This is a genomic window from Zobellia russellii, assembly GCF_018728565.1.
Taxonomy (GTDB): domain Bacteria; phylum Bacteroidota; class Bacteroidia; order Flavobacteriales; family Flavobacteriaceae; genus Zobellia; species Zobellia russellii.
Genome location: NZ_JACSOI010000001.1, coordinates 217,066 through 241,474, shown reverse-complemented (window position 1 = coordinate 241,474; position 24,409 = coordinate 217,066). Strand labels below are relative to the sequence as shown.

Here is a 24,409-nt window from a genome sequence, read left to right as displayed (position 1 = left end):
GGCTTTCTGTATTAAGTCATGTAGGGTTTTATATTTTTATGTTAACCTTTTTATGTGTTTGACACTAACTGATGAAACAGTTAAACAAAACATGTAGATTATGAAAAAACTAGTATTCTTTTTAACCACGCTTTTATCGATTACTGCTATTCAGGCCCAAGATTTTGGTTTTGGGGTAAAAGGAGGCATAAATGTAGCCTCAATTGGCGGCAGTGCCTATTCGGGCTTAGGAAGTTTAGGGACAAAGGTGGGCTTTCATTTAGGTGGAGTGGCGGAATTTTCCATTTCGGATAAAATAGCGGTACAACCAGAGTTGTTATACTCATCGCAAGGCACAAATTGGGATTATGGTACTAATGACAATAACCTGAAGTTGGACTATGTAAATCTGCCATTACTTGGAAAATATTATTTTTTGGAAGGACTTAGTGCCGAAGCAGGTCCATTGGTAGGCTTTTTAATATCCACAAATGAAGATGATGATGACCGTTTTAAGAAGTTAGACGTTGCTTTTGCTATTGGAGCCTCGTACAAATTGAACGATAACATCTTTTTTAGCCTTAGGTATAATAAGGGTATTGCCAATATAAACGGAGATTCTTATTCAGGAGGAAACAGTCAAAATAACGTATTTCAACTATCCGCGGGATACGCTTTCTAAATCAAAATAAAAAAAGCGCAATAGGAACGTTTTTCCCTATTGCGCTTTACTATTGCTTACTATTTTAATTCCCAGCCTTTGCGGTATTTTCCTTTTACCCATTCGTTGGCAAGGTCCCAATTGGTGACTTTCATGTTGGCACCGTCCCAAAGGATTTTTCTTCTTCCAGGATACTCAAATGGATCCCAATCCCCTAGTTTTTTGCCTTCTTTCAGTTTTTTATATTGAAATGCTTTAATGGCCAAGTTGCCCATAAGAACGGCTTCCGTTAGCGGTCCTGATTTTTTGAAGTCCGATGAGGTTTCTGTACCGTTTAAGCAACCTTCCACAAAGTTTCTTTGGTGTCCTTCTACATCACCTTCCACTCGCTTTAAATAAGGAGCGGGAGCGTTAAACAGGCTCATGTTTTTGCTTGGGAGCAACCGGGCATTACGTGAGTAGGTATCCGTAACAAGAATACCTTTGGTACCGTAGAAAACGGAACCTCCACCTCCATCACCAATGGTTTCTCCATCTGCCAATTCATCGGGCAGGTCTGGCATTAATCCACCGTCGTACCAGTTCAGAGCAATGTCGCCATGTTCTTCCGTATTGAATTTCAAACGTACAATGGAAGAAGCAGGGCAAGATTCACTATAATCCGCTTCAACAAAATCGCCTACCCAGTTGGTGGTACAACTAGCTTCGGCTTCTGTGGGATATCCAAGGTCCAAAACACCAAACGGAGTTTCCATAATGTGGCATCCCATATCCCCTAGGGCACCTGTTCCAAAATCCCAAAAACCTCGCCATTTAAAAGGTAGGTATGCCGCATTGTAATCACGTTTTGCAGCTACGCCAAGCCAAAGGTCCCAATCAAGGCCTTTTGGTACGGGTTGTTTTTCGGTAGGTACAGGAACGCCTTGTGGCCATACCGGACGATTGGTCCAACAATCTACTTTGTAGACTTTTCCTATGATTCCGCTCTGAATCCATTCTTTTGCCTCACGGCTACCATCACTAGAAGCTCCTTGGTTTCCCATTTGGGTAACAATGCCATGCTCTTTGGCTACTTGGGTCATTAACCTGGCTTCGTTAATATTGTGGGTTAAAGGTTTCTCTACGTAGGCATGTTTTTTTTCACGCATAAAAGGCAAAGCAATAGAGGCGTGCATATGATCGGGAGTAGCTACCATTATAGCGTCTATGTCTTTTAGATGCTTGTCGTACACCTTACGGTAGTCTTTGTATTTTTTTGCTTTTGGGTATTTTTCGTAGGTTTCTGCCGCTCTTCGGTCATCTACATCACAGAGGGTTACAAACTTAACCTTACCGGTTTGGTCAAGGCCGTTTATAACGCCGGCACCACGTCCTCCAACACCAAAAGCACCCACATAAAGAGTGTCGCTAGGAGCCACATGGTTCTTGCCCAGAACGTAGCTGGGTACAATGGAAAATGCGGTAGAGGCCGCTGCTGCATTTTTGATAAACTTTCTTCTTTGCATCTTCAAATTTTTGATTTTTGGTTCTGCATTTGAAGGTACAAAAAATGTAAAAAAGCAAGGCCGATTTTTGGTTTGAATTATATGGTAAAACCTGTGTGTGGTTCAAGCGGGTTCCATTCTTGATAAAATTGTTTAAGGAAGCCCAGCATGTATTCATGGCGTTCTTCCGCAAGTTTTTCACCCGTTTGGGTATTCATTTTATCTTTAAGGAAGAGCAATTTTTCGTAAAAGTGATTTAGGGTAGGGGCTTTTGATTTTTTGTATTCCTCTTTGCTCATCTTTAAATTTGGAGCTATCTCGGGGTTGTACAGCTCCCGGTTCTTGAACCCACCATAATTGAATGCTCTGGCAATGCCAATGGCACCCATAGCATCTAGACGGTCTGCATCTTGGACCACGGCCAGTTCTAGAGAGGAGAACCTCTCTTCCTTGTTTTTTTCAAGGGAATTTTTGAACGATATATTTTCAATGATCTGTATAACGTGATCAATAGTTTTGTGGTCTACTTTTAAATCGGTTAAAAATTGATGGGCCAGTTTAGGACCAACGGTCTCATCTCCATTGTTGAATTTTGCATCGGCAATATCATGCAAGAGCGCTCCAAGACTAACCACCAAAATATCTACATTTTCTTCTTTGGCAATGAGTAGGGTGTTATTAAAGACACGTTGTATATGAAACCAATCATGTCCGCCTTCGGCACCTTGCAAGGTCTCTCTTACGAAAGCAATGGTTTGCTCTACAATTTCTGAGTTTGTCATTCTATGATTTAAAGGAGGTTACTCCGGAAATAACTTGTTTTTCGGCCTCTGCCAGAACTGCATCAAAATTGGAATTTACTTCAATGGGCTTATGCACTTGAAAAGTAATATGATTGCCAATTCCGTTTGGAAATTTACCGTATTTGAGCATTTTCCAAGAATTATTGATACTTATAGGAACTACCAATGCAGAAGGTGCATTTTTCATTAGGAGTTTTAATCCGGTAGCTTTAAACGGTTTTGGATGTCCGGTGCGGCTACGGGTTCCTTCGGGAAATATTACGGCGCTTCGGTTATGTTCTTCTATATAGCGGCCCAGTTTTGCAATTTCCGATAGGGCTTGCCTGCTATCGTTCCGGTCTATTAGAACGGAACCGCCGTGGCGCAGGTTGTACGAAACACTGGGAATACCCCTTCCCAACTCTTTTTTGCTAACGAATTTAGGGTGGTGCTTTCGCATGAACCAGATAATAGGGGGTATGTCATGCATACTTTGGTGATTTGGAACAATGATCAAAGGCCTGTCCGTAGGAATATCATGCGGGTTGTTAAAGTCATAAGTGGTTCCCAATACATGAGTGCAACGCATAAGCGAGAGGTTGAGTAGGGCAACGCTCATTCTATGGGGATTGTACCCAAAAACATTAAAACAGACCCATTGAATGGGGTGAAACACCAATAGACACAACCCAAAGAAGATCATGTATAGAAAGGTGAGCGGGTATGCCAATAGTTTTTGCATAGTGCAAAAATAAAAAACCGCTTCTTTGTGAAGCGGTTTTTTGTATTCTTTTATCCTCTCTCTATACGAGAGACGTTTAAACAGTTCTAGCAGAACTCGTCATATGCACTAACAAGGTTTTCGGCAATCAATTCCGCTGGTCTACCTTCAATGTGGTGACGCTCAATCATATGAACCAATTCGCCATCTTTAAAAAGGGCCATACTTGGCGAAGACGGAGGAAAAGGAATCATAAGGTTTCTTGCTGCATTTACAGCTTCAATATCTACACCAGCAAAAACCGTTACCGTATGGTCAGGTTTTTTAGCGTTGTGCAAACTTAATTTTGCCGCAGGCCTTGCGTTGGCCGCTGCACAACCACAAACAGAGTTTACTACAACTAAAGTAGTACCTGGTTTATTGATCGCGTTCTCGACTGCTGCTGCTGTATGTAATTCTTCAAACCCGGCTGATGCCAAGTCTTGTCTCATGGGTTTTACCAATTCTGCGGGATACATATTTTTAAATTTTATTTTGGTTAACAAAGATACTTAATTTGTCGCATTTAGTTGACTTACTTAACTTTTCGTTGGCGAAAAGGGCTATAATTGGGGTATGTGCGCACATACTCTTGCTTTCTATGGTTTTATAAAGGTCTACAAAGCCATTTTGATGTTTAATTCTGACCGCTTTTAATATCTTTGCCCAAATTAAGAAAAGGCATGATTAAATGGTTCGCGGCCATCATAGGATATTATTTTTTCCGGTTTCCTGGGGCAATTTTGGGATATCTGGTGGGAAGCTTAATAGATGGATTAAAAATTACCGGAGGAGGTGGGGCACAGTCGGTTTTTGGTGATATGACCCGCCAAAAGGTTTCCCCGGCAGATTTTGAACTCAACTTACTTTCATTATGTTCGATTGTTATAAAGGCAGATGGTAAGGTAAGCCAGCGTGAAATGGACTATGTACGACAATATTTTGTTAGTACGTACGGCAAGGATAAGGCCAACGCCATTTTTAGGACCTTTAACGAAATTAATAAAAAGCACGAAATTTCTGCCCAACGTATCTGTGCGTTTTTAAATCAACGTACACGCTATGAGGTAAGATTGCAGTTACTTCATTTTCTGTTTGGAATAGCCCAAGCAGATGGTTCCGTTAGCGATCCGGAAGTTCGTAAGATTAGGGAAATTGCGGGTTATTTACGCGTACACCTGCGGGATTTTGAGAGTATTAAGGCCATGTTCATAAAATCTGTGAACAATGCATATAAAATTCTGGATATTGAAAAGTCGGCCAGTAATGACGAAGTGAAAAAAGCGTATCGTACAATGGCTAAAAAGTACCATCCCGATCGTGTAAATACACAGAACGAAGCCATAAAGAAAGGTGCGGAGGAAAAGTTTAAGGAAGTACAGAAGGCTTATGAAGAAATACAGGCAGAAAGAGGTTTATAGATTTCGATTTAGGGGTAATTTGTTTTTTTAGCGACCTTCAACATTTAATAAAATCCAAAATGGAAGAGTTTCTATTTTATATAAAGATGGGTTTGGAGCATGTGCTGGACATAAATGCATATGACCATATTCTTTTTTTGGCCGCACTAGCGGTACCGTTCTCTTTTAAAACATGGAAAAAAGTAGTACTCCTGGCCACGGTATTTACCATTGCTCATTGCGTTTCCCTTGCTTTAAGTGCTTACGGATGGGTGAATATAGATGTTAGCCTCATAGAGTTTCTGATTCCTGTAACCATTATGATGACAGCCGTTTTTAATCTGTTGTACATGCGTAAAGCGGCCACGGTAAAAAACATGCAAGGGCATGTTTTGGCCACCCTGGTTTTTGGTTTGATACACGGTTTTGGCTTTAGCAATTATTTTAGAATGCTCATGGCCGAAGAAGACAATAAGTTAGTTCCACTTTTGGGCTTTGCTACCGGTATTGAGATTTCTCAGGTTACCATTGTGGCTTCGGTTTTGGTTTTAGGTTGGGCCCTAACTACAGTAACTAAATTGAGTAAAGTGCTGTTCGTCGTAATTACTTCAATTTTAATTATACTTCTAACAATACCAATGCTCATTCGTACGTTTCCGCTATAGCAACTCAAATATTTTCACTTTAAATTAACCCCTTAATATTGTTGGGCTTTCTAAAAGCGGGTATCTTAGTTGTATTGCAAGTAAGATAATTAGCGCAAGTGTCTATTGTTGTATCTTTGCAGTCCATGAAAAAAATAAAACAAGCAAAATACGATAAAGCGTACCTGCGCATGGCCCAGGAATGGGGCAAGCTATCCTATTGCCGGCGTAAACAGGTGGGGGCTATTATCGTAAAGGATAGGATGATAATTTCGGACGGTTATAATGGTACGCCAACCGGTTTTGAAAATGTATGTGAGGACGATGAAGGTTATACCAAATGGTATGTTTTGCACGCCGAAGCCAATGCTATAAGCAAGGTAGCCTCCTCAACACAGTCATGCGAGGGTGCTACGCTTTACATAACCTTGTCCCCTTGTAGGGAGTGCAGTAAATTAATACACCAATCTGGCATAAAACGTGTAGTATACAAAATGGCATACAAGGACGATTCCGGACTGCAATTTTTAGAACGGGCAGGTATTGAGTTGGTGCATTTACCAGAAATAGAAGAAACCGAGGCCAAGTCCTCATAGTATGAAAAAACAGCAAAATTACATATGGCCCACCGTTATAGCCGCAGCACTTGCTTTAGGTATTTTTGTAGGTGGTAAGCTCCATTTTGCTGATTCTCCAGAGAAACTTTTTACTACCAATTCTAAAAAGGATAAACTTAACAGGCTTATAGATTATATAGATTATGAGTATGTTGATGAGATTGATACGGATAGTATTGTAGATGTTACCGTTAATCAGATTCTTGAAAAATTAGACCCACATTCCGTGTATATTCCAAAGAACGAAATGGACCGGGTCTCCGAGAACATGAAAGGCGATTTTGTGGGAATAGGTATAAATTTCTATCCATACAAAGACACTATTTCAGTAATTAGAACCGTCCCTAAAGGACCTAGCTATTTAAAAGGTATAAAAGCTGGAGACCGCATCTTAATGGCCAATAATGATACGCTTTACGGTAAAAACCTGGCAAGCGAGGATATTGTTGGCAAGTTAAAGGGAGAAAAGGGCAGTTCTGTAAAACTTAAAATCTACCGAAAAGCAGAAGACAAAGTGTTTACTGTTAATGTAAAAAGGGACATTGTTCCTATAAAAAGTGTAGAAGCGTATTATATGCTAACAAATGATATGGCCTACATAAAGGTTAATCGTTTTGCGGAGTCTACTTATAAGGAATTTAAGGCAGCACTTTCCGAACTTATTAAACAAGGCGCGCGCAAGTTAACGTTAGACTTAAGGGATAATCCCGGAGGGTATTTGGGCGTTGCGGAGCAAATGGCAGATGAGTTTCTAAAAGATGGTAAACTCATACTTTTTACAAAGAACAAAAAGGGGAAAATCAATAAAATTCACGCAACTTCAAAAGGTAGATTTGAAGACAAACCGGTGTATGTATTGATAAATGAGCGCTCTGCATCTGCAAGCGAAATTATAGCCGGGGCTTTACAGGATAACGATATTGGCACTATAGTAGGCCGTCGTTCCTTTGGTAAGGGCCTGGTGCAAAGAGAAATGGAGTTGGGTGATGGTTCTGCGGTGCGTCTTACTGTTTCCAGATACTATACACCTACTGGTAGAAGTATTCAAAAATCATACGAAAACGGAAACGAGGATTATTATAAAAGGTTTACGGATAGGTACCATAGTGGCGAACTGGTAACCGTAGACAGTATAAAGGTAGCGGACTCTTTAAAGTTTACGACACCCAAAGGTAAAGTTGTATACGGTGGTGGTGGAATTATTCCCGATGTTTTTGTTCCTATAGGTTCCAATGAAGAAGAGGCGGTTGAAAGTATGGATAGCTTTGGGTGGCTTTCCTATTTTATATTTGAACACCTAGACTCTGATAGAAAGCGTTACAACTCGTATTCGCAAAAAGAGTTCATCAATGATTTTACAGTAGATGATATTCTATTTGAAAAATTTGTGGACTATTCCGTGAGTAGAAATTTAAGAATGAATTTTTACGACTACGAAGACAGTATTAAACTTTATTTAAAAGCGGCGTTGGCAGAACAATTGTTCGGGGCCAATGTACACGCTAAAATTAAAAGCACTGAAGATAAAATGCTGCAAGAGGTAATAAAGCTAGATAACCCTGTAGTGCAACAGCAAGAGGTGGACGCTATTGAAAGTGCCAACTAATCTAATCCCTCTGATTTACTTTCTGTTCTATTTTCTTACTTGTCCTGAATATCAACAACAGCAGTACGGCACACAGAGAACCTACAATACCAATCAAGGCAATAGTACTATCTCCATTAAAAGGATCCTGAAAATTGATCATAGTAACATTGTATGCAATAAGTGCAATGGCTGCTACAATTAAGATTATAGTTAGGGTCTTGTTCATTTCTATTTTTTTAAGTTCAATTTCTATGCTAGAAAAGCTCGTTGATGTTTGCTGCGAACAGCTTTACGGCAATTGCCAATAAGATAACACCAAAGACCTTTCGTATTACGTTAAGTCCGTTTTTACCCAGCACGTTTTCTATCTTTTTTGACGATTTCAAGACCAGGTACACAAAAATAGTGTTTAGTGTAATGGCAACGATAATATTTTCTACTCTGTACTCTGCCCGTAAGGAAAGTAAGGCCGTTAACGTACCTGCCCCGGCAATTAATGGAAAAGCAATGGGTACGATAGATGCACTTTCGGGTTCGTCTTCCTTATAAAGGGTAATGCCCAAAATCATTTCAAGGGCAAGGAAAAATAGGATAAATGACCCCGCTACGGCAAAAGAATAGACATCAATGCCAATCAGTTTCAGTATTTTTTGACCCACGAAAAGAAAGGCGATCATAATGATTAAAGAAACAAAAGAGGCCTTTTCCGATTCTATGTGCCCTACTTTTTTACGTAGACTGATTATAATAGGGATACTTCCTAAAATATCAATAACCGCAAAAAGTACCATTGTAGCGGTCGCAATTTCTCGAATATCGAATTGTATGTCCATACCTTAGAATTTTTCGCAAAATTACATTTAATTAAACCGATAGAAAGCATAGTTGACCTATTTATTTACCTATAAAATCCCGTTTAAAAAGTATCTTTGCATCTCAAACCTGCAGTATGTTTCAATTAGGTAACACCATAGTATCAGAAGAAATTATCGAAAACGATTTTGTCTGTAACATTACGGCCTGCAAAGGGCAATGTTGTATAGATGGTAATGCGGGGGCTCCCCTAGAGGATAAGGAAACAGAGATTCTTGTAGATATTTACGATAAATTAAGACCCTTTTTGAGGAAAGAGGGTATTGAGGCCATTGAGGAACAAGGGGCGTTTATTAAAGGCGATGACGGTGAATGGGAAACACCATTGGTTAATGATAGTGAATGTGCCTATGTTATCTTTTCCGAGAACGGTACAGCTAAATGCGGTATAGAGGAGGCTTATAACCAAGGGGCCGTTGACTGGAAAAAGCCGGTTTCATGTCACTTATACCCTATTCGAATACGGGAATATACAGAACTAACAGCCGTTAATTATCATAAATGGAACATTTGTGACCCGGCCTGTTCGTTAGGTGACGAGCTTCAAGTACCAATCTATAAGTTCGTAAAAGAGGCTTTGATCAGAAAATTTGGCGAAACTTGGTATCAAGAACTGGAACAAGTGGCCCTAGAATATACTAAGCCGTAGGAATGTGGAGTATTACTTTGGTGCCTAGAGGTTTTTTGTTATCATCGTATAGGTCAACGATTTCTACTTCAAAGGAATTCTGAAGGTCTTTTGAGAAATTAGCGAGCCGCTCTTTTGTAATTTCAATACCAACAGATTTACGTTTTAAGACCTTGTTCTGCTTTATTTTTTCGGCGGCGGCTCTTCCTACACCATTGTCGGATATGGCAATATGAATAAAATCTAGTTTGTCTTTTGATATGTGAATGTCAATTATCTTTTCGCCTGTTTTTGGTGAAAGCCCATGCCAAATAGCATTTTCTAGGAACGGTTGTAAAATTAGTGAGGGTATTTTAACCGTATGGGTGTCAATATCTTCATCTACACGAACTTTAAAATCTATTTCATTTGAAAAACGAATATTTTCTATGTTCATATAGAGCTCTACGGTTTCCAGTTCTTCCGCTAAGGGAATTTCCCGCATAGATGAGGCTTCCAATATTTTCCGTACCAACTTGGAGAACTTGTTCAGGTAATGGACCGCATTTTTCTGTTCGTTGTTGATAATATACAACTTTATGGAATTGAGCGAATTAAAAAGAAAGTGTGGGTTCATTTGACTGCGTAACATACTCTGCTCCAACGTCAAAACCTTTTTTTCATTTTTAAGTTGATACTGTCTATAGAGGATGTAAAATATACCGGCCAATAAGGCAAGAGCAATGCTGCCAATGAGTAAAGTGGTACGGCTCGTGCGCAGTTCCATTTGAATCATTTCGTTCTCTTGCGCCAATATTTGTATCTCGTTGGTCTTCTTCTCGGAATCATATCTAAAGATGATATCGTTTACGTAACGAACGGTGCTTTCGTTCACAATTTCTTCATCAAGCTCTTCGGCTTTCATATTATATGAAAGAGCCTTTTTGTAGTTTTTAGTTTGTTGATAGAGCTGGGTGAGCAAATGATTGGCCCGAGCGGCTTCGTGTCTTAAGTTAAATTTTTCTGCTATCCTTAGGCCCTCAAGCATGTACTTTTCCGCACTGGCATAATCTCCTGTTATCATTTCTGCCCAGCCTAGATTAATATAGATAGGCGAAATTAAGAACCCATCTCCTAGCTTTTTTGCTAGACTTAGTGTGGGTGTAAGTAGTTTTTTGGCGTCGTTAATACGTTCTTTTTTTAAATAAACCTTTGCAATGCTGGTTTTGCAGATTATTTGCCCCATGTCACTGTCTATTTCCTCGTTATAGGCCAAAGATGTGCGGTAGTTTTTGAGGGCTTCGTCTAGTTCCCCCAATTCTTCAAGGCTGTTACCTATATTTCCATAATTGATGGCCATACCCAAGGTATTGCCCAATTCTGTCTCTAGGACCAATGATTTTTTAAAGTATTCTATAGCTTGGCCGTATTGGTTAAGCATACTATACAGGTTGCCAATAGAGTTTAGTGAAACATTAATGCTCTTTTTAAGGCTGTTAGAACGATTTTCTTTTTTAACGGATTCGGCCAGTTCCAACGCTTGCTGGTTGTAGTCCATTGCCCTACGAATAGAAGATGTTCTGCGGTAAACTACTCCTAGGTCATTTAAACTAGATACCTTAAACTCAATATTATTGATTTCATTGGCAAGTTTCAAAGCCTTATTGTGGAACTTAACGGATTTTCCGTATTGTGAAGTATTGCGGTAAACCCTTCCCAACTCGTTAAAAGCATAAATTTGGCCCGGGATATATTTCTTGTCAAATGAAACATCGGAAAAATAACGCATCAAGAGGGTATCTTTCTTGTAATCTTGCAGTACCGGATGAATTTCGGAATAAGAAGTAGGGCCTGCGGTTATAAGGCTGTCTACTGTTTTTTTGAATACTGGTGGTATAGATTGGGTATAACCTATGGTAAAAAAGAGAAAACCGAATAAAAGCGTAAATATTTTGTCCAAATGAACAGGGCATTTGGAGAGGGAATTTTTGTTATTTCTCAGTTGCGAACGCATTAATAGTTTTAGAGCATATCCAGAAAATCTGATTTCTTTTGTCTGGAAACGGGAATCTTATGGTTGGATTCCAAAATAACATATCCATCGGTTTTCAAAAACTCTTTTATTTTGGTAAGGTTGATAATGTATGAATTATGGATTCTGAAAAAAGAATCGGTTGGTAACAGTTCGTTTACTTCTTTCAATTTTTTGGTAAGGACAATTTTGTGGCCATCGGCTAAGTAAATGGTGCTATAATTTCCATCGGACTCGGCGTATAGAATTTCATCGCTATCCAAAAAGACTAACTTTCCGTCTGTGTTGAAAGTAATTTTTTTATGCTTTGCGTTAGAGTTAAAATTCAACAATAATTTTTCCAATCGCTCTGCGGTAAAGTTTTTGGCATTATGTTTTCTGATTTTTACAATGGTCTCCTTTAAATCATCTGTGTCAATAGGCTTAAGCAAGTAATCTATGGCTTCGTTTTTTAAGGCTTTAATGGCGTATTGATTGTAAGCCGTAGTAATGACTACCGGAAAATTTTTGTTCGTTAATTTTTGGATGAACTGAAAACCGTCCATAGTTGGCATTTCAATGTCCAAAAAAAGACAATCAGGGGTGTTTTTTTCTAAATAGGTTAACGCCTCAAAAGGGTCTGTAAAAGATGCTTCCACCTTAATTTCATCACTAAAATTGGTCAATTCCCACGAAAGACTTTGTAGTGCTTTTATTTCATCATCAACGATTACGACTTCGATCATAGAATTATACTTTAAGGTAAAGTAAACAAATTTAATCGTATGGCATGTTTTATGATAGTAAAGATGTACCGATGGAGACAATTAAAGTGTGATTGGTATAAAAAGTGACAAAATTGGTCGGGGTTGGGTCTTATAAAGTGTATTTAATACTAGTTAGAGGAAAAAGATACACGTGGGAGGCCTCATGAACCCTGATAAAATAAGGCGCTTACCATTTATACAGGAAAATGTACCATTTATACATTAGCACTACGGGTAAGGGGCGTTCAACCCTACTTTAGCTTTTGAGTAGATGACGGTTATTAATGTTTCCCCAGGAGTTTTAATATATCCAACTAGGTTAAACTAATAATAATAGCAATGAAAAAATGTCTGTTCATGTTCGTATTACTTGTCGTTACTTTAGTGGCGGCAGCTTTGACGGATACAAGTGAGGTTAAGGAATTGGATAACAGCTTAATTGTTGGGGAGCAGTTTGTAGAAAACGCGTTAACGGGTCTAGAGGAACCGGAGCAAGAAACCAAAAATTAGCAACATCATGTATAGTTTTGTATTTCAGTTTGTTGTCAATACCACTAAAGTAGGCTTCTGGTTTGTTCTCTCTTTTTTCTTTTTTTCGAACCCTGGAGTGAATGATAAACTTACTTCACCTTCTACTTTATTAGAGGATGTTCATTTTTTAAATCGGGAAGCTATTAGTGATAGTGTTGGTAAGATTATAGAAAGCTCTCTTGTTTTTAATGTAGTGGAGATAAAGTCTAGAGACGGCGTTTCATTCACGAATGTTGAGCTAAAAGCAAGTGGCACTAAGACTAGAGGAGAGCAGCTTTTTGGAATGATTATTTCAAAACCAACAGAAAATACAAATGCTATACTAGGCAAACATGAGGTTAAAGGAGATTTTAATAGCCTTTTAAGCAATTTTAGTGGAGTTTTTGGTTTTGTTAATCTAACGGACTTAGATGAGAAACCTTATTTTGGACATAAGGGGTTTGTGCATATTGTAGAAATAGACCAACATGCTATGCGCGGGAAGATGAATTTGTCTTTTAGAAACTCAGAAGGCAAAACAATACATGTTAGCAGGTCGTTCATGGCTTACAAAAATTAGAGACTAAGTTTACATCATGGGTGTTGTTCTGTGATGATTTTAAGGTTAAGGTGTGTTATTTGTAATATTCTACGAATGATGCAGTTAGATTGAACAATAATAGGGAGTAATGGTGCTACATGTTAAGAAAATGCTTATTTTTACCATCCCCCGATTGGTAATTACTGAGATTACGTACAACACAGCATTAGAAAATAGAGACATCAAAATACCAAACCAATAACTAGACAATATCTACATATGGGGAACCATCTTACAATTTTATGAAACTGCCAATCCAAAAAGGTACGGTTCTAGGCTACATGTTATGAAATAGAGCATGTTTGTCCGTCTAATGAAGCCATTGGGGGTCATCTTATTCAATTTGTTGGAAAGGTGATTGCCGATTATAGGTTTCGGGGGAACTACCTGAATCAGCACCCTTTCTGGTACTAATCGATTTTGATACATTAGAAGGACCGTACGGTTTGGCGGTATCATAATAACATTATAAAAAGACCAAAAAATACTTTTCGGTCTTTTTTTGTGCCCTAAGGTTTTCTTCTGTTATTTTTTTAAGCAACCATCCGTACAGCCAACAGTGCTAGGCATACAAGAAATTAGACCAATAAAACATAAGCTATTGATGTACTTATAAATTATGGGCACCTTTAGCCAAATTGATTGATTATCATGTTTACCTTTTTAGGTTTAGGGTACTCATCTGTAGAAAACCATAAATTATGAAAGCAATGAATTATTTAGTCTGTCTTATGTTTATTATGTTGGGTGTAGTCTCATGTTCTCAGAAAGAACTGCCCGAAGAAAAATTAACCTCTAACAATTTTAGTTACCGTTTAGTTCAAGAACCCAAATACCTGAATGGTCTTGAACTGTACAAACTTGGAACAATACACAGTCTTTCCGTTATGAAACAGGAAATTGCGGAATTAAAGGAGGCCATAGATGTTAATAAAGGAGGTAAAAGATTGATTCCGCGATTAGAGCAGGCTCAAAAGAAAGAGGCTAGTTTAAATACGTTTAAATCAGAGTTGGTTAGTTTTGTTATGCCAAGGGGAGGAAAATTCCCGCCCAGGCCGCCAAGAGGATGTTTTGATAACCCAAGAGCTGGTTGTGTGCCTAAAATCAATATTTCGGATTTTTCGGGAATAGAGTTGCCAGCGGAGGTAGATGATGCCGAAATAATTATAGTTAACGAAAAGAACAAAGTGGTGGCCAAAGGCGGTTCAGCAACTCTTACGAAAACCGGAAACAGGGTGGTTGCTATTGAGGGTGATTATAAAGGTAACGCTACAATGGTCATAAAAATACCAAGGACCAAAGAGTTTGGAGATGCCATTACCCTAGAACTACCGGTCTATAAAAATTAGTTGAACAATTTTTAATTAATTTAAAGTCCTTTACGCAGATACGTAAGGGACTTTAACATATGAAATACTTTCATTACATAGTTTGTTTTTTGTTTACATGCCATAGCGGCTGGTCCCAAGGAGAAGCATCAAACTTGGACGATGCTTTTAACAGGGCTTTGGAATATCACTACGTAAATAAGGATAGCGCCTATGTCTACTATGAAAAAACCATATCACTTGCCAATGAACAAGACAATATGGACTATCTTCTTGGAAGTCTAAGTTATTTGATCAATGCGAACAGTAATTTTTACGATTTACAGGAATACAGGCGTAACCTGCAAAGAATGGAGGACTGGTTGGGCAACGACTCTAGAACCAATGGTCTTGAGATAAGTGAAGTTTATAAAAACCGACTCCTTTTTGACAAAGGAAATTTTCATTACAAATTAAAGGAATACGGTACGGCCAAAGCCTATTTTTTAGAGTTGTATTCCATTCTTAAAGCTATTCCTGAAGAGCAGCGTACCGCGCTTGATATAGATACACTTTCCGCAATTTATAGTTTCCTAGGGCTCATTTATAGGCATACCGGCAAATATGAACAGGCTGAGTTCTACTATACGCAAGATTTAAACCTAATAGCAACATTTAGAGATAGTATTGAAGACTGGCAATCGGCTAGTTTCAACACTAAAAAATTGCTTTCACAGGTGTTAGAGGTGCAGGGCAATACCGTAGGGGCCAATGATTTGCTGAAGGAAACATTGGAGTTTTATAAGGCGAAAGTGAATAACCCCAGATTTAAAAACAACTTCTTGTCCGCATATATATTGCTGGCCAAAAATTATTTAAAACAGGGGGAATATGATAATGCACTAGCAGTATTAAATGAAAACCATCTTGTGAATGCTTTGGATAACCCTTTTTCCAAAGAAATAAATGTGCTTTATGCCGATGCCTTCTTGGGGAAAAAGGATTACGAGCAGGCAGATGAGTATTATGGTCAGGCGTTGGAAGCTTATACAACCTATCGGCAGTATAAACCTCACCAAGATGTAGCCTATGTCTATGGTAAAATGGCAAGACTTTATTTAGCACAAGACAATTTTAAAGAAGGGCTTAATTTCATCCAGAAAGCATTTTATAATGCCAGCAACATTAAATTAGGGTCTGAGGGCAACCCCAAGCCTAAAGATGCATTTTCCAAACTTCAATTGCTGAATTTATTGGATATAAAACTTCAGCTTTTGCAATCGGCGTATGCCAAAACAAATCATCTTACTTATGAGAAAGAGGCAATAATAACCAGTAAAGACATATTGGCCACTTTTGATGAATTGAAACTGGAGTTTGACAGTAAATTGGACAAGCAATATTTGGCCGAGGAAGTGTATCCTATCTTTCACCGGATGCTAGATGTGGTATATGACAATTATGAAAAGAACAGATCTGCAAACACGGTAGAATTGGCGTTGAACATTGCAGAAAAGAATAAAGATTTTGTTCTGCTCGAAGCCCTCAGGGATGCTCAGGCTACTAGATATGGAAATGTGCCTCAACAAGTATTGGAAAAAGAAGCACGCCTAAGAGCGGAAATAACTCATTTTGAGAAAGAAATTTTTGATGGTCCTGAAGACGCGAGCAAGTTGGAGCCCCAACTTGTAAGTCTAAAGCAAGCGTATTACGGTCTATTGGATACATTAAAACAGATGTACCCAAGGTATCATGATTTAAAGTATGGTAGTAAAACCTTAGATTTTGCCACTATACGCAATACGCTGTTTAAAGATGGGGGTGCCATAGTTTCTTTTACCCTTACGAACCATCACCTGTATGCCATTGTATTGAACAATGAAAAGCAACATTTTTTAAAATTGCCATTTTCCGAAGACGATAAAAAGAATATTAGTGATTTTTATAGGGCACTCTCAAAACCATCTTTAAAAAACGGGATAGAAGAAGTAAATGTTTTAGGTAACCGTCTCTTTGAAAAAGTCTTGAAGCAGCCGCTCAAAGATATTGATTCTCAAAATCTTGTTATCGTTCCAGACGGAGAATTGAATTATATGCCTTTTGACCTCTTACGTGAGAACGGTTCCTACCTTTTGGAAACAAAAAGTATTAGTTACGGCAATTCAATTACCTCTCTTTTGGAACTCATAAAGAAGGCGAAATCTAAAGAGAACCACATTTTGGCCTATGCGCCAAATTTTGATGATGAAGAAACGGTCCAGGATAGCAGGCAGTTTGGAAAGTTGCTCTATAACGATGATGAGGTTAACGGAATAAGCTCTTATTTTAATACGCAAAAGGTCTTGGGCCAAAATGCTACCCTTGCAAGTTTTACGGCTAACTCTTCTAATTCTAATATAATCCATTTGGCTACACATGCTTCTGCCAACGACGCGTATCCGGATTATTCTTATCTCGCTTTTAGTCAACAACAGGATAGTAGTGAGAACAGTGTGCTCTATATAAAAGACCTTTATAATATTTCCTTGGATGCTGATTTAGTGACTTTGAGTGCTTGCCAAACAGGTATAGGAAAACTTCAAAAAGGGCAGGGTATGTTGAGTTTGTCAAAAGGCTTTTACTATGCCGGGGCCAAATCTTTAGTGAACACATTGTGGAAGATTAACGATAAAAGCAGCGTGAAATTAATGGAGTTCTTTTACGAAGGGCTTAGTAAGGGTAAGTCAAAAGCAAAAGCATTGCGTGATGCAAAACTGAAATATCTGGAAACTACGGATGATAGCCTGTTGCAGCACCCCTATTACTGGTCGGCTTTTGTGGTTTCTGGAGATGTTTCCCCAATTACGACTACCAATTACTGGTGGTATTTGGGGAGTTTGTTTTTAGTATTGAGTGTTTTTTACGTTGTTTTTAGATATAAAAGGAAAAGAAGTTTTAATTAGTTCAGCTCGGCCAATAGATTTTTTGCGGCCTTGGTTTTGAATCCCTCTTTATGGGTCAAAAGACTTAACTGTTCTTTACATTCTTCAATTTCATCTAGTTTTAAGTAGGCTAGTGCTAGGTACCAAATGGCCCTTTCTTTAAGCTCTCCGTTGGTTTCAATGTAATCTTCAAATAAGGGAACCGCTTCATCATGTTTATTCAATTGCATAAGGGCAATAGCTTCGTAAAAAATAATATACCTATCATTATTTTTCTTGTTTAAAGTTTGGAACAGCTCTATAGCTTTTGTGTATTCCGCATTTTCATATGCAATAAAAGCCCGCGTTTTAAGGTCTTCCAATTGTTCGCCGCGTTCAATAGGATGTACTACATTTTCATAGGGGGCAAAATTGCTGGCATACAATTGTTGAGAATCAATGTCCGGTCGGTTAAAGAAAATCAACCAAGAGCTGATGCCGGCAAGTAGAGCCACGGAGGCGGCAATAAACCAAGGGCGTAAGCGTATTACTTGAGATTTTTCTTTTTCATGTGGCGTGTTGGTATTCGATAAAATTTCCTTAAGTTGTTTTCTTTCGGATTTTACCAGGGCGCGTTTTAGCTCTTCCTGAAACTCAAAATCGGTTTTAAAATCGGTATTTGTTTCAAATAAATGGTCAAATTCTCTCTTTTGCTCTTCTGAAAGAGAACCTTCAAAATAACCATTGATCAATTCTTCATTATCCATTCTTTGCATGAGTAAGCTCTTTTAATGATTTGAGGCATCTAGATTTTTGGCTTTTTACTACATTTTTGTTTTCATAGCCTTGCACGCTCATTATTTCGTCTAGTTTTAATCCATTTAGGTAGAAAAGCTCAAGAATTTCGCGGCATTTATCTCCAAGCTTCTTAAAATTTTCTACTAATTTTTGTTGGTATTCATTGGGGCCTTGGTCTTCGTATACGTCATTGATGACAGCTATTTCGTTTTGGTCAAAAATATAGGTTTCATCAGTGGCTATTTCCTTGGTGTCTCTGAACTTTTTAAAAATCATAAACTTTCCTGTGCTGAAAAGGTAGGTTTTTAAGCTACTTTTTAATTCGTCTAATTTTCCTGCCAGAGCATTTTCATAGAGTACGATAATAGCATCTTGGAAAATGTCCTCTAGTACATTAGTGTCGGAAGTATATCGGGAAGCAAACTTGAAAAATTCAATTTTATACCCTTTATAAACTTCTTTAAGTGCATTTCTATCCCGCTGTTTCATTTGGGAAATAATATGCTGGTCTTTCATTGGTGCTCAATTGGTTAAAAGGTAAACATCATCTAAATATAGAATTTTTTTAATGGGTATGTTGACCTTTTGATATTTAGGGTACAAACACCCGTGGAATCAATAAAATATAAGATTATGAAAACTAAAAATGTATGGTATATGGCGCTTATTGCCCTGATGATTGTGTCATGTACCAAAGAGGGGGTAAATGACAGTATCAACGATCCTGAATCAGTTGATGAACAGCAAGAACAAGAAGAACAGTCCGAAGAACAACTTACACTAGATAATTTAGCAGGTTCTTGGATTAGGATTTCCAGTAATAACATCCCTAATGACGGAATGATTGTGAAAGTGGAAAATGCCCAAGGAACAATTACCGATAAAGCGGGTTCATCTTTTAGTAAGGGGGATGTAAAATGGAGTGATATTGGAGCTGTAGATGTGGAAAATTATAAATACGGGGAGTTGGGAAGTGACTATAACTACTATGATGCTTTTATGGAGCTTAAGGAAGATGATACTCTTAGGATTTCTGTTGGGTCTAGTGGAGCCGGAAATATTCAAAAATGGGTTCGCGAAGGCCAATATATTCCAATATCGGAGCAAGAGAGCAAAGAAACACAAATTTTGGATTGTAATATAAGTGAGGAAACCGTTTTAAAGAACGGTCCTGCAGAAGTAGATTATTTGGTAGAATGTGTTGTGGACATTATAGCACCGCTGGTTATTGAGGCAGGTGTGGTAATTAAATTCAAGGAAAATGCTGGTATTGGTGTTTACGATAATGGGTCCATTACAGTAAATGGTACCGCTACAGAACCTGTAGTAATGAAAGGAGAAGAAGCCACCAAAGGATATTGGAGGGGCATCCACATAGAATCAAACAAACAAGCTAATTCCTTAAATTTTTTAGAATTATCGGATGCAGGAGGGAGCTATGTATATTGCTGTAATGATGCTGCTTCTATATATCTTAAAGACGGAAAATCTGCAATTACCAATACCACAATCAGTAATGGAAAATCATACGGTATCGTGGTAAGAGATGATTTTGAGTTTAGCGGATATGCTAGCAATACTATAACCACTCATGAACTGGCACCATTAAAGCTACCGATGGGAGGGCTGGACGCAATAGACGGTACTTTATCATCTTACCAAGGTAATGAAGAGGATTATATTTTGATTACAGATTCAACACTGGAAGAAGAAGTAACTATAAAAGCAACCGATGTACCGTATAGAATAGGCAATAATGATGTTTTGGATATTAAAAATCGCTTAAATTTTGAAGCAGGTGTAGAGATTGTATTTGAGGAAAATGCTGGTTTGGGTGTGTATGACAATGGTGGGTTCAATGCTATTGGAACAGAAACGAAACCAATAATCTTTCGAGGTTCTGAAGATATAAACGGCTTCTGGCGCGGAATTCATGTAGAAACCAATAGTGCGTCTAATGTAGTTCGTTATGCCGAGGTCAAAAATGCTGGTTCAACTTATGTATACTGCTGTAATGCTAAGGCGGCTATATATGTTAAAGCAGGCCAGTTAACAGTTGAAAACTCTCATATAACCAAGAGTGGTGGATGCGGAATAAACGTTAAGGCCAATGCAAACTTTATGGAGTCTGAAAACGAATACGCCGATAATGGAGCCGAGGGTGATGTCTGTAATCAATAAGTCTTAAGCTTTAAGAGATAAACATAATTGGAATACGTCTAAAGGTCCGATAACTGTAAGGTTGTCGGACTTTTTTTGATTTTGATGTTTACCTTTTAAAGATTAGGACACTAATGGATGTAGGAGGTTCGGTATAAGGATGTTTTTCCACTAGAACACTACAAAAAATAGTTAATGAACCAGTGAAAACAATGATTATGAAAAATTTAAAAAAACAAGTTCTTTTAGCCGTTTGTGGTGCGGCAATTATTTTAACGTACGGTTGTGACAAGGACAACCCTTTAAACCCTGTAGGAAACTGCTTTGGAGGAAATTGGGCCCAGGGTTATGCAGATGAACTACAAGCATGGTCAGATGCGACTTCTGCTTATTCGGAAAACCCCACCGCAGAGAATTGTGCAGACTATAATAGCGCGGCCAAGGCCTATCTAGATGCTCTAGATGACATTTATGATTGTATACCTACGGCCAGCAGAGCTGAAATTGACCAAGAAATCAAGGAGGCAAAAGCAGAAATAGATAGGGAAAGTTGTGACAACCTATAAAGTGAAGATGATGAAATTAAAGAATATAGGATTGGTTATACTCTTGCTGCTTTTGGGCTCTTGTGTTGGCGAGGTCAAGGAAAAGTTATCCAAGGCTAAGGAAGGGGTATCTAATGCATCCACCTTTGTAAAGGAAGCCAGAAAAGTAGAAGGAAGAATTGAAAAACTGAAAGATGCCGTTCCCTTAACCAATGAACAACTAAAGGGGTGGTTGCCCAAGAGTTTAGAGGTCTTGGACAGAACAGGTTTTAAAGTGGGCCAAGCGGGAATGTATAAGGTTAACTCTGTGGAAGGCACCTACAAAAAGATAGATAGCAAGAAGAAGTTTAATGTTATGATAATAGATGGGGCGGGCCCTACCGGAAGTATGATGGCAACGAGTTACGGACTACTGGGTAATTTTGAAATGGAAACGGAAGATGAATATAAACACCAACAAACGGTTGAAGTTAATGGGATAAAGGCACAACAGACCTACAAGAAGAAGTCTAACGATACCCAACTAATGTTTGCCTATGCAGAGCGCTTTTTGGTAACGATAAATGCATATGATATACCACCCGAAGAAACTTGGGATATAGTAAACGAACTCAAACTAGAACAATTGACCAAAATGGCGGAATAAAACCAATTAAATATATATAATTATGGAAAATACGGATACTGAATTAAATAAGGCACAAACTGCTACGGCTACAAGTGAAAATGATAAGACAATGGCAATTCTGGCTTATGTAACCTTAATAGGCCTAATAGTTGCATTTGTAATGAACAATGAGAAAAAACAAGAATTTGCAAGCTATCATATTAGGCAATCATTGGGTTTGTGTGTTACCGGTTTGGCCTTGGGCGTTATTGGCATGATACCTATTTTAGGTTGGGTCATAAACTTTTTGGGTATTTTTGTCTTATTGTACATGTGGGTCATGGCATTTATGAATGCCCTAAACGGAAAAGAGGCTCCGGCCCCTATCTTGGGGAAGAAGTATGAGGTTTGGTTCGCGGGCATTCAACAATAGTTAGGTTTGCTGTTCTAGCAAATAACAAGTTTAAAATAGAAACTTATGAGAGTGTTTGTTCCGTTGGTATGCTGTCTTTTTTTCTGTCTAGAAAGTCTTAGTCAGGAAAAGCAGTTGGCCATTGTCAATTCGGTTTCTGGTAAAGAAATAACCATTGAGGAAAGCAGAAGGATCAAAGTAATTACCAAAACAGGTGAAAAATTTGCAGGGAGGTTTACTGTGCTCAATCAAAATAGTATTATTGTAGATGATATAATTGTTAGCTTACAAGAAATAGATATCATTAGACGTCATGCCTTGTTTCATACAATTATGATTCATGTTAATTTTCTGCATATTGGCAGTATCATGTTTTTAGTTGGATTGGCCGTTGGTACTGTGCCTTCCGTATTTATTGGGGCCGCAGCGTTAACAGCAGGTATTTATGGGGTAGTAAAGTCTCCTAATATCTCCAAGGGATATAAAAGAGCGGGGAAATGGTCCTATGAGATCAGGACCGTTCAAAGTCCCTGATTCCACTGAATGACCAAGGTGTTTAGCAACACTCTTCACAAAGAATTACAATATTCTTGCAGATTACACATTAGAACCATCAAATTGTACATTTTTAATTTTTGAAAATTAAAGTTGCCAGTATCTTGTCAGTGGTTTCAAGGGGCTGGCAATTTATTTGAGTTTTTAAATCGGATGAAAGCTTCTTCCTAACCTTCCCAAATCAGTTTCCCCCTATTCATCTTTAATGGTGTAGACCATTCAAGCAAATAGAGAAAGAAAATGAAACTGATTCATCTCCAATACATAACGGTATTGCTCATTCAACGGAGCAGTTGTACCAGTTTCTTCTGGTTGTTGTTAGCAGAATATGCCATGGCAACCATCAGAAACCATTCCTCCCAAAACCTAGGTACTCACAAGAACTTTTTTATAAAGCGGGTAGTACCCAATTCTGGAACATTTTAAATCTGTACGTATGAAAACCACCATCATTTTAATTGTAGCCCTGTTATTTAATACCTCACTATTGTTTGCAGAGTCTTTGCTTGTTTTGGTCAAAAAGATAGACCCAGTGGTGCTTATTTCCATAGAAGCACTCTTGATTGTTTTATTTGCTGCCCATAAATTTTTGAGCGGTTTCTCAAAGAGTATGAAAATAGACTTTGATCGCTTGGAAGTGTTCGTCTATAAAAAGAAAAGAAGCTAGCTCTTTAGGACAATTATTAAAATGTTGAAGCTGCCCTGTTAACCTTCAACATTAAAAAAACATTAATCTTAAAATGAACACATATGAAAGCAAAACTACTCCTCTTTTTTCTATCAGCAAGTACTACATTTTCATTTGCCCAATCAATAGAACGCAGTGTTGTTAGTAACGTTGGTGGTACTATGGCAAGTGCAGAGGTCTCGGTAAGTTTCACTATTGGAGAGCCAATTGTGGGTTTGGTAGGAGAAAATAATTCTGTAGATCAAGGTTTTTGGGCAGGAAAAGGAATTTTGGTCATACCACTAAGCCCAGGGGAAGATCCTTCCAACATTTTGGTTTATCCCAACCCGGTTATAGAAGAAGTGACCGTTTTTACCAGTCAAAACAAAGTGTATGGTATAGAGTTGTTCAGTGTAAACGGGCAGCGCGTTTTAAACCAAAAAGTAGAAACGTCTAAGTCTGAATACAAAATAGACATGGCCTATATGGCCAAGGGAGTATATGTTTTAAAACTCTACATAGAAGGAAATACGGATAGTAAAGCATTTAAACTGATCAAAGAATAGAACCATGAAAAAAAATTACACATCAATACTTATAATCTTGGCCTTTATGTTCTCCGGGACTTTTGTGGCGCAGGCACAGCAGAAAAACTACATCAATTACCAGGGTGTTGCCCGTAATTCGGATAATGAATTAATGGAGCAAGAGACCATAGATATTGGTATTGCTTTAAAATTTGGCAGTGCGGATGCAGCTACGCAATATGAAGAAACTCATGCTATAACCACCGATGCCAATGGTGTTTTTAACTTGCAAATAGGCAGTGGAAACAGTAATAGTGGCAGTTACTCCAATTTGCCTTGGGGTCAAGCTACGTTTGTTGTCGTTTCTTTTAACGGTGCTGAGGTGGGTACAACGGAGTTGATGGCGGTTCCTTACGCCATGGCTTCGGGGAGCCAACAGTGGGAGACAAATGGCAATGATATTGAAAACAAGAATGTAGGAGAAGTAAAAATAAAAAGCGACTTAAGAATTTTAGGAGGCTTTAATTTAAGCTCAGGCAATCAAGTCAACAAAATATCGGACGATGGCGGCCTGGCCGAAAACAGTAACGGTATTCTACCCACGCAAAGAGCGGTAAAGACTTATGTGGATAATAGATTGTTTAGTG

General features: G+C 38.3%; 28 protein-coding genes. 18 read left to right on the top strand and 10 right to left on the bottom strand.

Annotated features, from left to right (window positions below; genetic code table 11):
- Nucleotides 1-100: 100 nt before the first annotated feature.
- Nucleotides 101-661 (top strand): porin family protein, encoded by a 561-nt coding sequence (locus H9565_RS01075; RefSeq protein ID WP_215436418.1) that lies wholly within the window; start codon nt 101-103, stop codon nt 659-661.
- Between the two features lie 59 nt (nt 662-720).
- Here the strand turns inward: H9565_RS01075 and H9565_RS01070 are convergent, their stop codons facing one another.
- The 4 genes from H9565_RS01070 to H9565_RS01055 all read right to left on the bottom strand — a co-directional run bounded on the left by H9565_RS01070 (nt 721) and on the right by H9565_RS01055 (nt 4,145).
- Nucleotides 721-2,145 carry a Gfo/Idh/MocA family protein gene (locus tag H9565_RS01070; RefSeq protein WP_215436416.1) on the bottom strand — a complete coding sequence of 475 codons (1,425 nt, stop codon included), beginning with the start codon at nt 2,143-2,145 and terminating at the stop codon, nt 721-723.
- 77 nt (nt 2,146-2,222) lie between these two features.
- A complete protein-coding gene (locus H9565_RS01065; protein ID WP_215436413.1) occupies nt 2,223-2,906 on the bottom strand; it encodes an HD domain-containing protein in 684 nt (227 codons plus the stop codon).
- Between the two features lies 1 nt (nt 2,907).
- Entirely contained in the window at nt 2,908-3,648 is a 741-nt protein-coding gene (locus H9565_RS01060; protein WP_215436410.1) for a lysophospholipid acyltransferase family protein, read from the bottom strand.
- Nucleotides 3,649-3,734: 86 nt separating this feature from the next.
- Complete coding sequence (locus H9565_RS01055) at nt 3,735-4,145, bottom strand: BrxA/BrxB family bacilliredoxin (protein ID WP_215436407.1); 411 nt, start codon at nt 4,143-4,145, stop codon at nt 3,735-3,737.
- A gap of 204 nt (nt 4,146-4,349) precedes the next feature.
- Between H9565_RS01055 and H9565_RS01050 the strand changes: the two genes are divergently transcribed.
- From H9565_RS01050 to H9565_RS01035, 4 genes are all read left to right on the top strand, one after another.
- Nucleotides 4,350-5,087 carry a tellurite resistance TerB family protein gene (locus tag H9565_RS01050; RefSeq protein ID WP_215436404.1) on the top strand — a complete coding sequence of 246 codons (738 nt, stop codon included), beginning with the start codon at nt 4,350-4,352 and terminating at the stop codon, nt 5,085-5,087.
- Nucleotides 5,088-5,146: 59 nt separating this feature from the next.
- Nucleotides 5,147-5,731: a HupE/UreJ family protein gene (locus H9565_RS01045; RefSeq protein WP_215436402.1), complete on the top strand. Its 585-nt coding sequence runs from the start codon at nt 5,147-5,149 to the stop codon at nt 5,729-5,731.
- A gap of 125 nt (nt 5,732-5,856) precedes the next feature.
- Nucleotides 5,857-6,306 (top strand): deoxycytidylate deaminase, encoded by a 450-nt coding sequence (locus H9565_RS01040; RefSeq protein ID WP_215436400.1) that lies wholly within the window; start codon nt 5,857-5,859, stop codon nt 6,304-6,306.
- A 1-nt stretch (nt 6,307) separates the two neighbouring features.
- Nucleotides 6,308-7,933 carry a S41 family peptidase gene (locus H9565_RS01035; protein ID WP_215436398.1) on the top strand — a complete coding sequence of 542 codons (1,626 nt, stop codon included), beginning with the start codon at nt 6,308-6,310 and terminating at the stop codon, nt 7,931-7,933.
- Nucleotide 7,934: 1 nt separating this feature from the next.
- Here H9565_RS01035 and H9565_RS01030 read toward each other — a convergent pair whose 3' ends face one another.
- Both H9565_RS01030 and H9565_RS01025 read right to left on the bottom strand, forming a co-directional pair.
- Nucleotides 7,935-8,141 (bottom strand): hypothetical protein, encoded by a 207-nt coding sequence (locus tag H9565_RS01030; protein WP_215436397.1) that lies wholly within the window; start codon nt 8,139-8,141, stop codon nt 7,935-7,937.
- A 28-nt stretch (nt 8,142-8,169) separates the two neighbouring features.
- Nucleotides 8,170-8,748 carry a MarC family protein gene (locus H9565_RS01025; protein WP_215436395.1) on the bottom strand — a complete coding sequence of 193 codons (579 nt, stop codon included), beginning with the start codon at nt 8,746-8,748 and terminating at the stop codon, nt 8,170-8,172.
- 116 nt (nt 8,749-8,864) lie between these two features.
- Between H9565_RS01025 and H9565_RS01020 the strand changes: the two genes are divergently transcribed.
- Nucleotides 8,865-9,437 (top strand): DUF3109 family protein, encoded by a 573-nt coding sequence (locus H9565_RS01020; RefSeq protein WP_215436393.1) that lies wholly within the window; start codon nt 8,865-8,867, stop codon nt 9,435-9,437.
- Here H9565_RS01020 and H9565_RS01015 read toward each other — a convergent pair.
- Nucleotides 9,427-11,409 (bottom strand): tetratricopeptide repeat-containing sensor histidine kinase, encoded by a 1,983-nt coding sequence (locus H9565_RS01015; protein WP_215436390.1) that lies wholly within the window; start codon nt 11,407-11,409, stop codon nt 9,427-9,429. The genes H9565_RS01020 and H9565_RS01015 overlap by 11 nt on opposite strands.
- An 8-nt stretch (nt 11,410-11,417) precedes the next feature.
- Nucleotides 11,418-12,152 carry a LytR/AlgR family response regulator transcription factor gene (locus tag H9565_RS01010; RefSeq protein WP_215436387.1) on the bottom strand — a complete coding sequence of 245 codons (735 nt, stop codon included), beginning with the start codon at nt 12,150-12,152 and terminating at the stop codon, nt 11,418-11,420.
- Between the two features lie 378 nt (nt 12,153-12,530).
- On the opposite strand from H9565_RS01010, the gene H9565_RS01005 reads away from it, so the two are divergent.
- The 4 genes from H9565_RS01005 (at nt 12,531) to H9565_RS00990 (ending at nt 17,533) form a co-directional block, all read left to right on the top strand.
- Entirely contained in the window at nt 12,531-12,683 is a 153-nt protein-coding gene (locus H9565_RS01005) for a hypothetical protein (protein ID WP_215436385.1), read from the top strand.
- A gap of 7 nt (nt 12,684-12,690) precedes the next feature.
- Nucleotides 12,691-13,263 (top strand): hypothetical protein, encoded by a 573-nt coding sequence (locus H9565_RS01000; protein WP_215436383.1) that lies wholly within the window; start codon nt 12,691-12,693, stop codon nt 13,261-13,263.
- Nucleotides 13,264-13,985: 722 nt separating this feature from the next.
- Nucleotides 13,986-14,633, top strand: coding sequence for a hypothetical protein (locus tag H9565_RS00995; RefSeq protein WP_215436381.1), 648 nt, complete (start codon nt 13,986-13,988; stop codon nt 14,631-14,633).
- A 59-nt stretch (nt 14,634-14,692) separates the two neighbouring features.
- Entirely contained in the window at nt 14,693-17,533 is a 2,841-nt protein-coding gene (locus H9565_RS00990) for a CHAT domain-containing protein (protein ID WP_215436379.1), read from the top strand.
- Here H9565_RS00990 and H9565_RS00985 read toward each other — a convergent pair.
- Together H9565_RS00985 and H9565_RS00980 are read right to left on the bottom strand one after the other, a co-directional pair.
- Nucleotides 17,530-18,267, bottom strand: coding sequence for a tetratricopeptide repeat protein (locus H9565_RS00985; RefSeq protein WP_215436377.1), 738 nt, complete (start codon nt 18,265-18,267; stop codon nt 17,530-17,532). The genes H9565_RS00990 and H9565_RS00985 overlap by 4 nt on opposite strands.
- Complete coding sequence (locus H9565_RS00980) at nt 18,251-18,805, bottom strand: RNA polymerase sigma factor (RefSeq protein ID WP_215436375.1); 555 nt, start codon at nt 18,803-18,805, stop codon at nt 18,251-18,253. The genes H9565_RS00985 and H9565_RS00980 overlap by 17 nt, the downstream gene beginning before the upstream one ends.
- 117 nt (nt 18,806-18,922) lie before the next feature.
- Here H9565_RS00980 and H9565_RS00975 point away from each other — a divergent pair, with 117 nt between their 5' ends.
- The 8 genes from H9565_RS00975 (at nt 18,923) to H9565_RS00940 (ending at nt 23,801) form a co-directional block, all read left to right on the top strand.
- Entirely contained in the window at nt 18,923-20,470 is a 1,548-nt protein-coding gene (locus H9565_RS00975; protein ID WP_215436372.1) for a hypothetical protein, read from the top strand.
- Between the two features lie 197 nt (nt 20,471-20,667).
- Nucleotides 20,668-21,015, top strand: coding sequence for a hypothetical protein (locus H9565_RS00970; RefSeq protein WP_215436369.1), 348 nt, complete (start codon nt 20,668-20,670; stop codon nt 21,013-21,015).
- Nucleotides 21,016-21,022: 7 nt separating this feature from the next.
- On the top strand, nt 21,023-21,640 hold the full coding sequence (locus tag H9565_RS00965) for a hypothetical protein (RefSeq protein WP_215436366.1): 618 nt from the start codon (nt 21,023-21,025) through the stop codon (nt 21,638-21,640).
- Between the two features lie 22 nt (nt 21,641-21,662).
- On the top strand, nt 21,663-22,034 hold the full coding sequence (locus tag H9565_RS00960; protein ID WP_215436364.1) for a DUF4870 domain-containing protein: 372 nt from the start codon (nt 21,663-21,665) through the stop codon (nt 22,032-22,034).
- 45 nt (nt 22,035-22,079) lie between these two features.
- Complete coding sequence (locus tag H9565_RS00955) at nt 22,080-22,547, top strand: hypothetical protein (protein WP_215436360.1); 468 nt, start codon at nt 22,080-22,082, stop codon at nt 22,545-22,547.
- Nucleotides 22,548-22,808: 261 nt separating this feature from the next.
- Nucleotides 22,809-22,994 (top strand): hypothetical protein, encoded by a 186-nt coding sequence (locus H9565_RS00950; RefSeq protein WP_215436357.1) that lies wholly within the window; start codon nt 22,809-22,811, stop codon nt 22,992-22,994.
- A 10-nt stretch (nt 22,995-23,004) separates the two neighbouring features.
- Complete coding sequence (locus H9565_RS00945; protein ID WP_215436355.1) at nt 23,005-23,235, top strand: hypothetical protein; 231 nt, start codon at nt 23,005-23,007, stop codon at nt 23,233-23,235.
- Between the two features lie 83 nt (nt 23,236-23,318).
- A complete protein-coding gene (locus H9565_RS00940) occupies nt 23,319-23,801 on the top strand; it encodes a T9SS type A sorting domain-containing protein (RefSeq protein WP_215436352.1) in 483 nt (160 codons plus the stop codon).
- The last annotated feature ends 608 nt before the right edge of the window (nt 23,802-24,409 follow it).

Bases quoted from the DNA above. Each gene is read 5' to 3' on its own strand.
- H9565_RS01005 (WP_215436385.1), top strand. From the start codon at position 12,531: ATGTTCGTATTACTTGTCGTTACTTTAGTGGCGGCAGCTTTGACGGAT.
- H9565_RS01065 (WP_215436413.1), bottom strand. From the start codon at position 2,906: ATGACAAACTCAGAAATTGTAGAGCAAACCATTGCTTTCGTAAGAGAG.
- H9565_RS00950 (WP_215436357.1), top strand. From the start codon at position 22,809: ATGAAACTGATTCATCTCCAATACATAACGGTATTGCTCATTCAACGG.
- H9565_RS01020 (WP_215436393.1), top strand. From the start codon at position 8,865: ATGTTTCAATTAGGTAACACCATAGTATCAGAAGAAATTATCGAAAAC.
- H9565_RS00945 (WP_215436355.1), top strand. From the start codon at position 23,005: ATGAAAACCACCATCATTTTAATTGTAGCCCTGTTATTTAATACCTCA.
- H9565_RS01070 (WP_215436416.1), bottom strand. From the start codon at position 2,145: ATGCAAAGAAGAAAGTTTATCAAAAATGCAGCAGCGGCCTCTACCGCA.
- H9565_RS01000 (WP_215436383.1), top strand. From the start codon at position 12,691: ATGTATAGTTTTGTATTTCAGTTTGTTGTCAATACCACTAAAGTAGGC.
- H9565_RS01060 (WP_215436410.1), bottom strand. From the start codon at position 3,648: ATGCAAAAACTATTGGCATACCCGCTCACCTTTCTATACATGATCTTC.
- H9565_RS00955 (WP_215436360.1), top strand. From the start codon at position 22,080: ATGAGAGTGTTTGTTCCGTTGGTATGCTGTCTTTTTTTCTGTCTAGAA.
- H9565_RS01025 (WP_215436395.1), bottom strand. From the start codon at position 8,748: ATGGACATACAATTCGATATTCGAGAAATTGCGACCGCTACAATGGTA.
- H9565_RS00970 (WP_215436369.1), top strand. From the start codon at position 20,668: ATGAAAAATTTAAAAAAACAAGTTCTTTTAGCCGTTTGTGGTGCGGCA.
- H9565_RS01035 (WP_215436398.1), top strand. From the start codon at position 6,308: ATGAAAAAACAGCAAAATTACATATGGCCCACCGTTATAGCCGCAGCA.
- H9565_RS01040 (WP_215436400.1), top strand. From the start codon at position 5,857: ATGAAAAAAATAAAACAAGCAAAATACGATAAAGCGTACCTGCGCATG.
- H9565_RS01010 (WP_215436387.1), bottom strand. From the start codon at position 12,152: ATGATCGAAGTCGTAATCGTTGATGATGAAATAAAAGCACTACAAAGT.
- H9565_RS01055 (WP_215436407.1), bottom strand. From the start codon at position 4,145: ATGTATCCCGCAGAATTGGTAAAACCCATGAGACAAGACTTGGCATCA.
- H9565_RS01015 (WP_215436390.1), bottom strand. From the start codon at position 11,409: ATGCGTTCGCAACTGAGAAATAACAAAAATTCCCTCTCCAAATGCCCT.
- H9565_RS01045 (WP_215436402.1), top strand. From the start codon at position 5,147: ATGGAAGAGTTTCTATTTTATATAAAGATGGGTTTGGAGCATGTGCTG.
- H9565_RS00995 (WP_215436381.1), top strand. From the start codon at position 13,986: ATGAAAGCAATGAATTATTTAGTCTGTCTTATGTTTATTATGTTGGGT.
- H9565_RS01050 (WP_215436404.1), top strand. From the start codon at position 4,350: ATGATTAAATGGTTCGCGGCCATCATAGGATATTATTTTTTCCGGTTT.
- H9565_RS00985 (WP_215436377.1), bottom strand. From the start codon at position 18,267: ATGCAAAGAATGGATAATGAAGAATTGATCAATGGTTATTTTGAAGGT.
- H9565_RS00965 (WP_215436366.1), top strand. From the start codon at position 21,023: ATGATGAAATTAAAGAATATAGGATTGGTTATACTCTTGCTGCTTTTG.
- H9565_RS00975 (WP_215436372.1), top strand. From the start codon at position 18,923: ATGAAAACTAAAAATGTATGGTATATGGCGCTTATTGCCCTGATGATT.
- H9565_RS00940 (WP_215436352.1), top strand. From the start codon at position 23,319: ATGAAAGCAAAACTACTCCTCTTTTTTCTATCAGCAAGTACTACATTT.
- H9565_RS01075 (WP_215436418.1), top strand. From the start codon at position 101: ATGAAAAAACTAGTATTCTTTTTAACCACGCTTTTATCGATTACTGCT.
- H9565_RS00980 (WP_215436375.1), bottom strand. From the start codon at position 18,805: ATGAAAGACCAGCATATTATTTCCCAAATGAAACAGCGGGATAGAAAT.
- H9565_RS00990 (WP_215436379.1), top strand. From the start codon at position 14,693: ATGAAATACTTTCATTACATAGTTTGTTTTTTGTTTACATGCCATAGC.
- H9565_RS00960 (WP_215436364.1), top strand. From the start codon at position 21,663: ATGGAAAATACGGATACTGAATTAAATAAGGCACAAACTGCTACGGCT.
- H9565_RS01030 (WP_215436397.1), bottom strand. From the start codon at position 8,141: ATGAACAAGACCCTAACTATAATCTTAATTGTAGCAGCCATTGCACTT.